The following is a 12,502-nucleotide window of genomic DNA, read 5'->3' on the forward strand; positions in this document are numbered from 1 at the left end:
GTTGTCCGAGCCCCCTCGGACGACCAAACTTGTCCTCGTGAACGCCCGCGCCGCTCTCTTCGATCTGTACGGGGACCATCTCCGGTCCCGGGGCGGCCGTGCCTCCGTCGCCGCCCTCGTCCGGCTGCTCGCCCCCCTGGACATCGCCGCCCCGGCCGTGCGCACCGCCGTCTCGCGGATGGTGCGGCAGGGCTGGCTCTCGCCCACCCGGCTGCCCAGGGGGCCCGGGTACGAGGTCACGCCCAAGTGCGTGCGCCGCCTGGACGAGGCGGCCCTGAGAATTTACCGAGTCGGGACGATCACCTGGAACGGCCGGTGGCACGTCCTGGTGGTGGACCCCGTGCGCGAGCGGTCCAGGCGGGAACGCCTGCGGGCCGAGCTCTCCTTCATCGGGTACGCGCCCATGTCCGAGACGACCTGGATCGGGCCGCGCCCCTCCCTGGAGCTGGACGCGATCCTGGGCGGCCAGGGCGTCCGCGCGGACCGGTTCGAGGCGGTGCTCGACGGCGACCCCGCCGCGCTGGTCGCCAGGACGTGGGACCTGGACGGCATCGGAGCGGCCTACGAGGAGTGGCTGGCCCGCGCGCGGGACCTGGTGGACGCCCTGCCCGCGGACGCGGGCTGCGACGAGGTCTTCGCCACCCGGAGCAGGCTGCTGCACGGCTGGCGCAACTTCCTCTTCCGCGATCCCGGGCTCCCCGCGGAGCTGCTGCCGCGGGGCTGGCCCGGGGAGAGGGCCAGGATCTACTTCGAGCGCGAGGCCGGGCGGCTGCTCCCGGCCGCCGCCACCTTCGTCGACCGCCACCTCGGCGAGCCGTGGGACGGCCCGCGGGAGGGGCCGCCCCAGGGGACACGGAGAGCGACAACGCAGGATGTGCCGTAAAGGACAGGCCATAACCCCCCAGAACCCCTCAGAAGGCCGTACAGGGCTCTCAGGACGCATCTTGAGGGGCATCCTGGGAGAACGCGGACCCGGGCCGGCGTCGACGACGTCACGACCCGGACGAGCAGAGCCGAACCATCCGGAAGGAGCACACGTTGAGCGACGTTCTCTACTCCGTCGACGACGCCGTCGCCGTCATCGTCATCAACCGGCCGGAGGCGATGAACTCGCTGACGACCTCCGCGAAGGAGGCCCTGCTGGAGGCGGTGACCGAGGCGTCGCGGGCGGACACCGTACGGGCGGTGCTGCTGACCGGGGCGGGACGGGCCTTCTGCGCCGGGCAGGACCTGGGCGAGCACGCCGCGAACCTGGAGGCCGGCCGGAGCCTGGACGGCACCGTGCGCGCCCACTACAACCCGATCGTCCGGACGATCGCCGAGATGGACAAGCCCGTGGTGGCGGCGGTGAACGGCGTCGCCGCGGGAGCGGGGGCCTCCCTGGCCTTCGCCTGCGACCTGCGGATCGCCTCGGAGAAGGCCAGGTTCGCGATGGCCTTCTCCGGTATCGGGCTCGCCCCCGACTCGGGGGCCTCCTGGACCCTCCAGCGCCTGGTGGGGCAGGCGCGCGCCACCGAGCTGCTGCTGCTCGGCGAGCCGCTGGGCGCGGTCCGCGCGCTCGAACTCGGGGTGGTCTCCCAGGTCGTCCCCGCCGAGGAGCTCGACGCCGCGGCCCGGACGATGGCCGTACGGCTGGCGCAGGGTCCCACCTGCGCCTACGCGGCGACCAAGCGTGCCCTGCGGTCCGCGGCCACCGGCACCCTGGCCGAGGCGCTGGAGGTGGAGGCCGACCTCCAGGACGCCTGCGCCAAGACCGGTGACCACCTGAACGCCACCCGTGCCTTCCTCGCCAAGGAACGGCCCGTCTTCCAGGGCCGCTGACCCGTGGCTTCCCAGGACCGCCGACCCGGGGCCGCCGGCTCCGGTGATCGCGGGGTCGCCGGGGACGGCCGGGACCGGGATCCGGCCCTTGGGAGCGGTGATCCCGGGCCGCGAGGGGTGACCGGGACCCAGGGTCCGGCCCTCAGCGGCCCCGGCGCGTCCAGCAGTCGGCGACGTGGTCGTTGACCAGGCCGATGGCCTGCATCAGCGCGTAGGCGGTGGTCGGGCCGATGAAGCGGAAGCCGCGCGACTTCAGCTCCTTGGCCAGCGCCTTGGAGCCGGGGGTCTGCGCGGGCACGTCCGCCAGGGTCGAGGGCACGGGCGAGCCGGGGTCGGCGTGGGACCAGACGAGGTCGGACAGGCCGATGCCGAGCGCGACCCGCGCGTTGGCGATCGTCGCCTCGATCTTCGCCCGGTTGCGGACGATGCCCGCGTCCGCGAGCAGCCGGTCGACGTCCGCCTCGCCGAAGGCGGCCACGGCCGGGATGGAGAACCCGGCGAAGGCCGCCCGGAAGTTCTCCCTCTTGCGCAGGATCGTGATCCACGACAGGCCGGACTGGAACGCCTCCAGCGCGATCCGCTCGAACACCCGGTCGTCACCGGTGACCGGACGACCCCACTCGTGATCGTGGTAGTCGATGTAGTCCGGGGCCGAGGTGACCCAGCCGCAGCGTACGAGCTCCGTCCCGGCGGAGCCCTCGGCGCTCTGGAGGGGTGTGATCCCCCCCGGGCGCGAGGGCTCGCTCATCGGGCTCCCCCGGGCCCGCGCGGCTCGGGACGGTCGTCGTCGGGGTTCCCCGTCCCGGCGGGGTCCCGCGGGGCCGTGGGCCCGTGGGTCTCGACCGGTTCCGGGCTCCGAGGGGCCTGTGAGATCACGGCCGGTTCCTGGAGCGCGGTCGCCCTCTCCGGGATCGGTGTGACCCTGGACGCCGCGGCGGTTCCCGAGACCGGGGTGGGATCCGGGTCCCGCACGGGCTCCGGATCCGGCGCGACGTCCCGGACGGGCTCCGGGTCCGGCGCGACGTCCCGGACGGGCTCCGGGTCCGGCGCGACGTCCGGAACGGGCTCCAGGGCGGGCACGAGGCCCGGAGCGGGCGCCGGGTCGGGGGCAGGGTCCGGATCCGGAGCGGGCTCCAGGTCCGGGACGGGGTCCGGGACAAAGCTCGGGTCCGGAACAGGGCTCGGGTCCGAGGCGGGCTCCGGGTCCAGGACGGACCGGGAGGGGTCTTCCCGCGCGAAGGGCGGCGCGTCCGGCCGCCACGGGTCCGCGGCCACCGGCCCGGAGGAGAGCTCCTCGACCTCCACCGGCCCGCCCGTACCGGGCAGGTCGTGGTACGGCGCCTCGCGCCCGGGGCGCTTCGAGGCCGGCAGGGCCGGATCGGGTTCGTGGCGCGCCTGGAGCCTGCCCGCGAGCAGCTCGGACACCCGCTGCTCCAGCACGGCGATCCTGGTGTCGCGCTCGCTCAGCGCGCCGGCGACCCGGTTCAGCGTCTCGTCGACGCTCTGCGTGTGATAGCCGACGAGGCTCACCGGCAGTTGCAGGGCCATGAAGTCGACCGCGCCGAGCCGGCCTGCCGCGGGCAGGTCCAGGGGGGGCACGTCGGGGGGGAATTCCTTGAGCTCACCTCCCCGCCCCATGGCGACCGCCGTGACACCGGCGATCACGGCTATGGCAGCGAGGGCTAAGACGACCAGCACATACGAATCGTGCCACAAGTCCGCTGGCCTAGGATCGGCTCGTGACCCCTCCGTTTCCCGAAGCGTTTCCCGAAGAGGCCGGAGCGTTTCCCGAAGGGAGCCGCCGTCCGTCCCCGTCCGCCGAGCCGGCACCGGGGGCGCTCCCCGTCGTGCTCGGGCCCGGTGACGAGGGCGATCCCGGCTGGGTCGAGGCAGCCTCGACCGAGGAGGTCGAGAAGCTCGTCCGCGCCGGGCACACCGTGGTGGTCACCCCCGCCCACCTGGCCGGGGTCCCCCACGGGGACGGGCCGGACGCCGAGGCCGCGGAGCTGGCCGCGGCCTCGATCTGCGCCTGGCTCGGTGCCCGTGTCTTCCGCACCGGCCGCCCCGAGCAGGTACGGCGGGCGGTGGAGATGACCGAGTCCCTCGCCGGGAGGCGCCCGCCCGCGCTAACCCGCCGTGGCCTCGCCTAGCTCCTCGGGACTCGGCTCCAGGTGCCTGGTCGTCTTCTCCAGCAGCTCGAACGCCTCCTCGACCGTGGTGGCCCAGGAGATGGCGTCGAAGACGTTCGGACGGGTGAAGCCCTCCTCCTGCATGTTCAGGACCAGCTCCCGCAACGGCGCGTACAGGCCCCAGGGGTCGAGCAGTACCAGCGGCTTGTCGTGCAGGCCCAGCGTGCGGGAGGTCCAGATCTCGAACAGCTCCTCCAGCGTCCCGATGCCGCCCGGCAGCACCAGGAAGGCGTCGGAGCGGGCGTCCATGACGCCCTTGCGCTCCCGCATGTCGGTGGTGACCACCAGCTCGCCGGACTCCTCGTCCGCGATCTCGATGTCCACCAGCGCCTGGGGGATCACCCCCACGGTGTGGGCGCCGCCCGCGCGGGCGGCGCGGGCCACCGCTCCCATGCAGGAGACCGTGGCCCCGCCGCTCACCAGGGCGTGCCCGCGCCTGGCGAGCTCGTTCCCCACCTGCTCGGCGAGCTCCAGGTACCTGTGGTCGATCCTCTGACTTGACGCGAGGAATACGCAGATGAACACCCGGCGATCCTATTCGGCGTCGCCGACCGTGGTCATGGCCGACCTCTCCTCGTCCCCCAGTCTCCCGCCCCGGTTCTGGTCGGCCTCCACGATGATGCGGACGGCCTCGTCCACGTCGTCGGTGACGTGGATCAGGTCCACGTCCGCCGGGGAGATCTTGCCGGTGTCCACCAGGGTCTTCTTCATCCAGTCGATCAGGCCGCCCCAGAACTCGGTCCCCATCAGCACCACGGGGAACGAGGTGACCTTCCTGGTCTGGACCAGGGTGAGGGCCTCGAAGAGCTCGTCCAGGGTGCCGAACCCGCCGGGCAGCGTGACGAACCCGCAGGAGTACTTCACGAACATGGTCTTGCGGACGAAGAAGTAGCGGAACTCGATGCCGAGGTCGACGTACTCGTTCATGCTCTGCTCGAACGGGAGCTCGATGCCCAGGCCGACCGAGACGCCGTCGGCCTCGACCGCACCCCTGTTCGCGGCCTCCATGCAGCCGGGACCGCCACCGGTGATCACGGCGTAGCCCGCCTGGGAGAGTTTCCGGCCGAGCTCGACGCCCATCTCGTACTCGGGGGTGCCCGCGGGGGTGCGGGCGGAGCCGAAGACGGTCACCGCCTGGGGGAGTTCGGCGAGCTGGCCGAAGCCCTCCACGAACTCGGCCTGGATGCGCAGGACCCGCCAGGGGTCCATGTGCAGCCAGTCGGCGGGGCCTCTCCTGTCGAGAAGCCGCTGGTCGTGGGTGGAATCGGAGACGAGGTCGCCACGGACCACGGCGGCCCCCTGACGGCGCTCGGGACGTTTTTTCTTCATGCCGGTCACCGTACTGCCGCCCCAGGTGCCACCCTTGGAAAAATCTTGAAAAATCTCCATGAAAACGTGGAACCGGATTTTGAGCGGTGCACGTCTAACTGCCGAGGGTGCTGCTCGGGACTGAAAGTGGCTTTCCCCGCCAAATGGCCGGCGAGGAAAGCCACTTTCATTGTGTCCGGGTCCTCTCCGCTCCCGCCCGGCGGGATCCCCTGCCGGGACGCCCAGCCCGGGACGGCCACCGGCCACCGGGACGGGCCGATCGGGATCACCCCCGGGACGACTACCGGGACCTGCCGCTCGGGACCGCCGCTCGGTGCCGTCGCTCAGGACAGCCAGTCGAGCATCCTGCGCTCGCAGTCGGCGATCTTCTCCAGCGCGACGAACTCTCCCCGCTGGTGGGCCAGGTTCGGGTCCCCGGGGCCGTAGTTGACCGCGGGCACGCCGAGGCCGGAGAAGAGCGAGACGTCGGTCCAGCCGAGCTTGGCCCTCGGCGTGCCGCCGACCGCGTCGACGAAGGCCGCCGCCACCGGGTGGGTCAGGCCGGGCCTGGCCGCGGCGGCACCGTCGGTGAAGCGGACCTCGAACCCGTCGAACACCTCGCTCACGTGCTCCCGGGCGGCCTCCAGCGACAGGTCGGGGGCGAACCGGTAGTTCACGGTCACCACGCACTCGTCGGGGATCACGTTGCCCGCGACGCCCCCGCCGATCCCCACCGCGTTCAGGCCCTCGTGGAACTCCAGCCCGTCGACCACCGGCCTCCTGGCCCGGTACGCGTTCAGGACGGCCAGCACCGGCTCGGCGGCGTGGATCGCGTTGACCCCGAACCAGGACCTGGCGCTGTGCGCCCGCTTGCCCCGGGTGACGACCTGCGCCCGGAGCGTTCCCTGGCAGCCGCCCTCGATCATGCCGTCGGTGGGCTCCATGAGCACCGCGAAGTCACCGGCGAGCAGGTCCGGGCGCGTGCGGCTGAGCCGGAGCAGCCCGTTGCGCTCGGCCTCGATCTCCTCGCAGTCGTAGAAGACGTACGTCACGTCCCTGCACGGCTCCGGGAGCGCGGTGGCCAGCTTCAGCGCCACCGCGACGCCGGACTTCATGTCCGCGGTGCCGCACCCGTACAGCAGGCCGTCCTCCACCCGGGAGGGCAGGTTGCCCGCGACCGGGACGGTGTCCAGGTGCCCGGCGATCACCACCCGCTCGGTGCGGCCCAGGCCGGTGCGGGCCACGACCGACTCGCCGTCGCGCTCGACCGTCAGGTGCGGCAGCGGGCGCAGCGCCTCCTCCACGGCGTCGGCGAGCGCCTTCTCGTCGCCGCTGACCGACTCGACGTCCACGATCCGGGCGGTGAGCTCCCCGACATCCTGCGTGAGGTCCAGACGCGTACTCATGCCCGCGACCCTATCCGTGTCCGTGGCCGTGCAGGATCCGTCCCAGCTCGGCCCGGCCGGGCCTGTGGCCCTCCTCCAGGCGCTCCAGCAGCAGGACGCAGCGCAGGCCGAACGCGCCGCCGGTGAACTCGCGGCTCCGGATGCCCCCGGCCGCCACCCACCGGTCGGGAACGTGGCCCCGGTCCACCTCCTCGCCGGTGCGCACGTCCACGATCGGGGTCGAGCCCGACAGGATCGTCCCGGCCCCGATCACGGCGCCCCGGCCGACGCGGGCCCCCTCGGAGATCACCGCCCGGCCGCCGATCAGCGCCCCGTCCTCGACGACCACGGGCGCCACCGCGGGCCGCTCCGCGAGGACCTCGGGGTCCTCCGCGCCGTCCCGGCAGGCGGCCTCCCCCACGCCGACCCCCGCGGACAGGTGGACGTTCTTGCCGATCTGCGCGCACGAGCCGATCGAGACCCACGTCTCCACCGTGCTGCCCTCGTCCACGTGGGCGCCGATGTCGACGAACGAGGGCATCAGCACGACCCCCGGCGCCAGGTAGGCGCCCCAGCGGGCGATGGCCCCGGGCACCACGCGCACCCCGTCCACGGCGGTCTTGAGCGGGACCCGGTCGCGGTGGTGGAAGTCGCCCACCTGGGACCTGGCCAGGCCGAGGACCCGGAACGCCAGGGCGACGGCCCGCCGGGCACGCTCGTCCACGACCACCTCGCCGGTCCGGGAGACCGAGGCCACCCGGGCCTTTCCGCTGTCGAGCATGTCCACCGCTTCCACCACGACGGCGCGGGCCTGGCCGTCGGCCGGGCTGAGCTCGTCCCGGCGCCACCACAGCTCGTCGACGGCCGCGGGCAGCGGGCTGGCATCGCTCTGGGTCATGGCCCGGAGCTTAGTGTTCGTGACCTTGCGACAGACCGGGCAATCGCTGGGGGCCTGTAGGTTCTTGACCGTGCAACGGCCGTTCTCAAAAGGGGTCATCGCGATCGTCGTGATCGTCGTCGTGCTCGTGGTGATCGTCACCGCGGGCCTGTTCCTCCTGTTCAGGAGGACACCACTGGTCGATCTCGGTGAGGGGTGCAAGGTCACGACCCCGTCGGCCTCACTGGACCTGAACATCGAGCAGGCGCAGGTGGCGGCGGTCATCGCGGCCGTGGCGGCCCGCAGGAGGCTGCCCGAGCGGGCCGTCGTGATCGCGTACGCCACCGCGATCCAGGAGTCCAAGCTGCAGAACCTCTCGGGCGGCGACCGCGACTCGGTCGGGGCGTTCCAGCAGCGGCCCTCGCAGGGGTGGGGCAGGCCCGACCAGCTCATCGACCCCGTCTACTCCGCAGGGAAGTTCTTCTCCGCGCTGGTGAAGGTGAAGGGCTACCGGAAGATGCCGCTGCACGAGGCGGCCCAGGCGGTACAGCGCTCCGCCGACGGGTCGGCGTACGCCCAGCACGAGGAGGACGGGAAGATCCTGGCCGCGGCGTTCACCGGACGCGTCCCCGGGGCCGTGCACTGCTGGTTCCCGACCCCCGAGGGCAGGACGCCGCCACCTCCCGACACCAAGGAGGCGGCGCGCAGGCTCGGCCGGGCGCTCGGGCCCGGGACGGCGTTCGAGGCGCCCTCGCGCGGCCGTGGCTGGCTGATGGCCGGCTGGGCGGTCGCCCACGCCAAGGAGTTCGGGCTCGCCAGGGTCGGCTACGACGGCCGGACGTGGGTGTCGGCCGACGGGCACGACGGCTGGAAGGCCGACTCCCGGTTCACCGCCGGCAAGGTGCGGCTCTTCTGAGTCCGGGGCTCGTGAACTCTCCCGGGTTCGAACCCGGGAGACCTTCACGAGCCGGGCAGGCGCGGCAGGCCGGTCAGCCCTTCTGCCCCTTCTCGATGCTGATCGTGCCGGGGGCGAGCGGCTGGGCGTAGGAGGAGGTCCAGGGCTGGCCCTGGAGGCGCTCGAAGCTGAGCAGGCGGCCGTCGGCGGCCCGGTAGTCGGCGAAGTCCAGCAGGCCCCGCTCGGGCATCGACGTCACCCCCTCACCGCGGAAGGCCGCGGTCCCCCGGTCGACCGGGAAGAAGTCGACGCCCTCGACGCTCAGCGTGGCCTTGGCGGGGATCATCCCCTCGGCCGGCACCGGCGTCCACAGCAGCACCTCCAGGTGCGGAGGCTCGCCCGCGGTACCGGAGCGCATCTCGATCGAGAGCCACTGGTAGCGGCGGGTGCCGTCGTCGAGCAGGTACTCGGTCCACTGGTTTCCCTGCCAGGACAGGTACAGCGCGCCGAGGACGCGGCTGCGCACTCCCTGGCACTCGATGGTGTCGCCGACCTTGATCGTACGAGGGTCGGGGTAGTCGATGCCGACGCGGCCCGCGGTCGGCGCGGGCAGCGGCGGCGCGGTCTCGACCGGGGTGGGGGGTGTCTCGCCGGGAGCCTCCGGGGCATGACCGTTCCTGTCCTGGCGGGTCGTCGTGAAGAACGCGACGAGCAGCAGGACGATCGTGGCGACGCTCAGGCCGAGTATCACGGCGACCGCAGGGGTCATGCCGCGCGATCCTACTGGAGGCGGCGCACCGCCGCACTGATGCGTTCGTCACTCGCCGTCACGGCGATCCTGACGTGCCGCTCACCGGCACGGCCGTAGAAGTCACCCGGAGCCACCAGGATCCCCCGCCCGGCCAGGGCGCGGACCTGCTCCCAGCAGCCCGTCCCGTCGGAGGCCCACAGGTACAGGCCCGCGGTGGAGTGCTCGATCTTCCAGCCGGCCGACTCCAGGGCGGGACGGAGCGCGGCGCGACGGGCGGCGTAGCGGGACCGCTGCTCCTCGGCGTGCTCGTCGTCGTCGAGGGCGGCGGTCATGGCCGCCTGGACCGGCGCCGGCATGATCATGCCGGCGTGCTTGCGCACCTCCAGCAGCCGCGCGATCAGCGCGGGGTCCCCCGCGGCGAATCCGGCCCGGTAACCGGCCAGGTTGGAGCGCTTGGAGAGCGAGTGCACGGCGATCAGGCCCTCGTGCGAGCCGCCGCAGACGTCCGGGTGCAGGATCGAGACCGGCCGCTCCTCCCAGCCCAGCTCGATGTAGCACTCGTCGGAGGCCACGACCGCGCCGCGCTCGCGCGCCCACGCGACGACCTTGCGCAGGTGCTCGGCGGGCAGGACCCTGCCGGTCGGGTTGGACGGGGAGTTCACCCAGACCAGCGGCACCCGCTCGGGCCCGAGGGCGAGCAGCCCGTCGGTGGCGTACGGCTCGGCGTGCGCCAGGCGCGCGCCCACGTCGTAGGTGGGGTACGCCAGCTCCGGGAAGATCACCCGCTCGCCCGGCCGGACGCCGAGAAGGGTCGGCAGCCAGGCCACGAACTCCTTGGAGCCGATCAGCGGCAGCACGTTCGCCTGGTCCAGGAGCACGCCGTGCCTGCGGCGCAGCCATCCGGCCGCGGCCGAGCGCAGGCGCTCGGTGCCGTAGGTCAGCGGGTATCCGGGGCTGTCGGAGGCGTCCGCGAGGGCCTGGCGCACGACGGCGGGGACCGGGTCGACGGGGGTGCCGACCGACAGGTCGACGATTCCGCCGGGGTGCGCCGCCGCCTGCTCCTTGAACGGGACGAGCCGGTCCCAGGGGAAGTCCGGCAGGCCGGTCACCGCGACCTCACCGGGGTGCCCGGGGAGTCCAGGGCCTCCGGGGCCTCCGGGGCCTCCGGGGCGGGGAACCGGTCGGGAATGGCGTACATCGGGATCAGCCGTCGTCTCTCGCTGGATCGGGTCGTGAGCGGTGGCGCGTGCGGGACCGGCCGGGAGGGCCGGACCGGTGGCGCGTGCCGGAGGGGAAGCGCGTTCACCCCCTCCGGCACGGCCACTAGTGGCTCTCGGCCTGCGGGGGCAGGGCCGCGACGACCGGGTGGTCCTTCTCGATCTTGCCGACCTTGGAGGCGCCGCCCGGCGATCCCAGGTCCTCGAAGAAGTCCACGTTCGCCTTGTAGAAGTCCTTCCACTGCTCGGGGAGGTCGTCCTCGTAGAAGATCGCCTCTACCGGGCAGACGGGCTCGCACGCGCCGCAGTCGACGCATTCGTCGGGGTGGATGTAGAGCATGCGCTCACCCTCGTAGATGCAATCGACGGGGCACTCCTCGATGCACGCCTTGTCCAGGACGTCCACGCAAGGCTGCGCGATGACGTAGGTCACCTCGGGCTCCTTCTTCTTTACGCACCTAGGCACGACTTCGACCGCGGGTTGCTAAGCCCTAGTATTGCCGTGCCTGCCACATGTCTGAAACGCGAGGGGGCAAAAGTCGATGGCCCCTGGTTTCAGTGCTCGCCTGAACGTCACCCTAACCTCATCCGACGTGGGCAAAAGGGTCACCACCCGCAGACGGGTGCCCGAGGGGTTCCGCGACGCCGTGGGTGAGCTGGAGTTCTGGCGGGACGGAGTGCTGGGCGTGCGCAAGCGTGACGGCACCCTGGTGGAGATCGCCGAGGAGACGCTCGCCGCGGCGAAGGTCGTCCCGGACCCGCCGCGCGGCCGGACCTCCGAAGGGCCCCCCGGGTAAGCCGCTCGCCAAGACACGTGTAAGCCGTGCGATGGGAAGGGCCGCGCCGCTCGACCTCACAGGTCGCGGACGGACAGTATTCGGCCCGTGACCCTACGTACCAGATGCACCGGCACCTCCGCCGTGATCCTCGTGACCGTGATCGCCGGATGTGGCGCCCCGGCCACCCAGAACGCCCAGCTCCCGCCGATCGACGCCCAGGCGGCCTCCATGCGGGAGGGGTTCTCCACGATGGAGCGCCTCGTGGAGGCGGCCAAGAAGGAGGGCACGCTCAGGGTGATCGCGCTGCCCCGCGACTGGGTGAACTACGGCGAGATCATCGACACCTTCGGCGACGAGTACGGGATCAAGGTCGAGCAACTGGAGCCACAGGCGAACAGCGCCCGGGAGATCGAGGCCGCCGACCGGCTCAAGCCCGACGTCTTCGACCTCGGCATGGACGTCGCGGTGGCCAAGGCCGAGATGTTCGCCCCCTACCGGGTCCAGAACTGGCACGACATCCCCGACCACCTCAAGGACCACCGGGGGGCCTGGTACGCCGCGTACGGCGGCTACATGTCGATCGGGTACGACCCCGCCAAGGTGGCGACCCCGGCCTCCTTCACCGATCTGCTCAAGCCGGGGCTCAGCGTCTCGCTGCCCGGCGACCCCCGGGAGGTCTCGGCCGCCTTCAACGGGGTGATGGCCGCCTCGCTCCAGGACGGTGAGGCGCGGGCGGAGCGGGGCGTGGACTTCTTCCAGCGCCTCAAGAGCGCGGGCAACCTCTCGTCCGCCCCCAAGGCGGCCTCGGTCGTCGTCGACTGGGACTACCACAACGCCGAGCGGGCGGCCGCCGGGAAGGGGTGGAAGGTCGCGGTCCCCAAGGACGCCGTCCTCGGCGCGTACTACATCCAGGCCATCAACAAGAAGGCCCCGCACCCGGCCGCGGCCCGGCTCTGGCAGGAGTTCCTCTTCTCCGACCGGGGACAGAACCTCTTCCTCAAGGGCTACGCCCGCCCGGTGCGGATGGAGGCCCTGGAGATGCGCGGCACCCTGGACAGGGAGCTGGCCGCCAAGCTCCCGCCGGTCAAGGCCAGGCCCGTGGTCCTCACGGTTCCGGAGATCGACCGGGCCCGCGCCTATCTCCAGCGGGAGTGGGCCAAGAAGGTGAGATGAGCGGGGCTGGTGGGACTGATAGGTCAGGGTCGCCCAGAGGCTCTAAAGTGTCTGGAGAGTACCGATAAGAGGCCTTGACGTCTCAGAATGAGAGCTGATCGTCTTGC

The 12,502-nt window shown here is 72.3% G+C and carries 15 protein-coding genes; 6 read left to right on the forward strand and 9 right to left on the reverse strand.

All coding sequences use genetic code 11. The annotated features are described in order from the left end of the window. The first annotated feature begins 37 nt into the window (after positions 1 to 37). Together ACIBCT_RS13015 and ACIBCT_RS13020 are read left to right on the forward strand one after the other, a co-directional pair. A complete protein-coding gene (locus ACIBCT_RS13015; protein ID WP_399187918.1) occupies positions 38 to 883 on the forward strand; it encodes a PaaX family transcriptional regulator C-terminal domain-containing protein in 846 nt (281 codons plus the stop codon). Positions 884 to 1,038: 155 nt separating this feature from the next. Next, positions 1,039 to 1,821 (forward strand): enoyl-CoA hydratase-related protein, encoded by a 783-nt coding sequence (locus ACIBCT_RS13020; RefSeq protein ID WP_399187920.1) that lies wholly within the window; start codon positions 1,039 to 1,041, stop codon positions 1,819 to 1,821. 142 nt (positions 1,822 to 1,963) lie between these two features. Here ACIBCT_RS13020 and ACIBCT_RS13025 read toward each other — a convergent pair whose 3' ends face one another. Next, entirely contained in the window at positions 1,964 to 2,569 is a 606-nt protein-coding gene (locus ACIBCT_RS13025; protein ID WP_399187922.1) for a DNA-3-methyladenine glycosylase I, read from the reverse strand. After that, the gene (locus ACIBCT_RS13030; protein WP_399187924.1) at positions 2,566 to 3,519 is read right to left on the reverse strand and encodes a hypothetical protein; all 954 of its coding nucleotides are present in this window, start codon (positions 3,517 to 3,519) and stop codon (positions 2,566 to 2,568) included. The genes ACIBCT_RS13025 and ACIBCT_RS13030 overlap by 4 nt, the downstream gene beginning before the upstream one ends. A gap of 149 nt (positions 3,520 to 3,668) precedes the next feature. Between ACIBCT_RS13030 and ACIBCT_RS13035 the strand changes: the two genes are divergently transcribed. Beyond that, entirely contained in the window at positions 3,669 to 3,971 is a 303-nt protein-coding gene (locus ACIBCT_RS13035; RefSeq protein ID WP_399187926.1) for a hypothetical protein, read from the forward strand. On the opposite strand, the gene ACIBCT_RS13040 is transcribed toward ACIBCT_RS13035, so the two are convergent. The 4 genes from ACIBCT_RS13040 to ACIBCT_RS13055 all read right to left on the reverse strand — a co-directional run bounded on the left by ACIBCT_RS13040 (position 3,948) and on the right by ACIBCT_RS13055 (position 7,601). Then, entirely contained in the window at positions 3,948 to 4,535 is a 588-nt protein-coding gene (locus tag ACIBCT_RS13040; RefSeq protein WP_399187928.1) for a TIGR00730 family Rossman fold protein, read from the reverse strand. The genes ACIBCT_RS13035 and ACIBCT_RS13040 overlap by 24 nt on opposite strands. A 9-nt stretch (positions 4,536 to 4,544) precedes the next feature. Then, complete coding sequence (locus ACIBCT_RS13045) at positions 4,545 to 5,339, reverse strand: TIGR00730 family Rossman fold protein (RefSeq protein ID WP_399187930.1); 795 nt, start codon at positions 5,337 to 5,339, stop codon at positions 4,545 to 4,547. Positions 5,340 to 5,662: 323 nt separating this feature from the next. Further along, the gene (dapE, locus tag ACIBCT_RS13050; protein WP_399187932.1) at positions 5,663 to 6,724 is read right to left on the reverse strand and encodes a succinyl-diaminopimelate desuccinylase; all 1,062 of its coding nucleotides are present in this window, start codon (positions 6,722 to 6,724) and stop codon (positions 5,663 to 5,665) included. Between the two features lie 10 nt (positions 6,725 to 6,734). Next, positions 6,735 to 7,601 carry a 2,3,4,5-tetrahydropyridine-2,6-dicarboxylate N-succinyltransferase gene (locus tag ACIBCT_RS13055; protein WP_399187934.1) on the reverse strand — a complete coding sequence of 289 codons (867 nt, stop codon included), beginning with the start codon at positions 7,599 to 7,601 and terminating at the stop codon, positions 6,735 to 6,737. Between the two features lie 70 nt (positions 7,602 to 7,671). Here ACIBCT_RS13055 and ACIBCT_RS13060 point away from each other — a divergent pair, with 70 nt between their 5' ends. Next, on the forward strand, positions 7,672 to 8,496 hold the full coding sequence (locus tag ACIBCT_RS13060) for a hypothetical protein (RefSeq protein ID WP_399187936.1): 825 nt from the start codon (positions 7,672 to 7,674) through the stop codon (positions 8,494 to 8,496). Positions 8,497 to 8,569: 73 nt separating this feature from the next. Here ACIBCT_RS13060 and ACIBCT_RS13065 read toward each other — a convergent pair whose 3' ends face one another. From ACIBCT_RS13065 to fdxA, 3 genes are all read right to left on the reverse strand, one after another. Further along, positions 8,570 to 9,244 (reverse strand): DUF4178 domain-containing protein, encoded by a 675-nt coding sequence (locus ACIBCT_RS13065; RefSeq protein ID WP_399187938.1) that lies wholly within the window; start codon positions 9,242 to 9,244, stop codon positions 8,570 to 8,572. Between the two features lie 11 nt (positions 9,245 to 9,255). After that, positions 9,256 to 10,335 carry a succinyldiaminopimelate transaminase gene (gene dapC / locus ACIBCT_RS13070; RefSeq protein ID WP_399187940.1) on the reverse strand — a complete coding sequence of 360 codons (1,080 nt, stop codon included), beginning with the start codon at positions 10,333 to 10,335 and terminating at the stop codon, positions 9,256 to 9,258. 214 nt (positions 10,336 to 10,549) lie between these two features. Beyond that, a complete protein-coding gene (gene fdxA / locus ACIBCT_RS13075; RefSeq protein WP_344902423.1) occupies positions 10,550 to 10,876 on the reverse strand; it encodes a ferredoxin in 327 nt (108 codons plus the stop codon). A 160-nt stretch (positions 10,877 to 11,036) separates the two neighbouring features. Between fdxA and ACIBCT_RS13080 the strand changes: the two genes are divergently transcribed. Further along, positions 11,037 to 11,240, forward strand: a complete 204-nt coding sequence (locus tag ACIBCT_RS13080; RefSeq protein ID WP_344902426.1) for a hypothetical protein — start codon at positions 11,037 to 11,039, stop codon at positions 11,238 to 11,240. Positions 11,241 to 11,327: 87 nt separating this feature from the next. After that, positions 11,328 to 12,395 (forward strand): ABC transporter substrate-binding protein, encoded by a 1,068-nt coding sequence (locus ACIBCT_RS13085; protein WP_399187942.1) that lies wholly within the window; start codon positions 11,328 to 11,330, stop codon positions 12,393 to 12,395. Positions 12,396 to 12,502 lie beyond the last annotated feature (107 nt).

This window comes from Streptosporangium sp. NPDC050855, assembly GCF_044456585.1.
Classification (GTDB): Bacteria; Actinomycetota; Actinomycetes; order Streptosporangiales; family Streptosporangiaceae; genus Streptosporangium; species Streptosporangium longisporum.

Excerpts from the sequence above, each read along its gene's own strand:
- ACIBCT_RS13045 (WP_399187930.1), bottom strand. The coding sequence starts at position 5,339 with ATGAAGAAAAAACGTCCCGAGCGCCGTCAGGGGGCCGCCGTGGTCCGT.
- ACIBCT_RS13025 (WP_399187922.1), bottom strand. The coding sequence starts at position 2,569 with ATGAGCGAGCCCTCGCGCCCGGGGGGGATCACACCCCTCCAGAGCGCC.
- ACIBCT_RS13055 (WP_399187934.1), bottom strand. The coding sequence starts at position 7,601 with ATGACCCAGAGCGATGCCAGCCCGCTGCCCGCGGCCGTCGACGAGCTG.
- dapE (WP_399187932.1), bottom strand. The coding sequence starts at position 6,724 with ATGAGTACGCGTCTGGACCTCACGCAGGATGTCGGGGAGCTCACCGCC.
- ACIBCT_RS13065 (WP_399187938.1), bottom strand. The coding sequence starts at position 9,244 with ATGACCCCTGCGGTCGCCGTGATACTCGGCCTGAGCGTCGCCACGATC.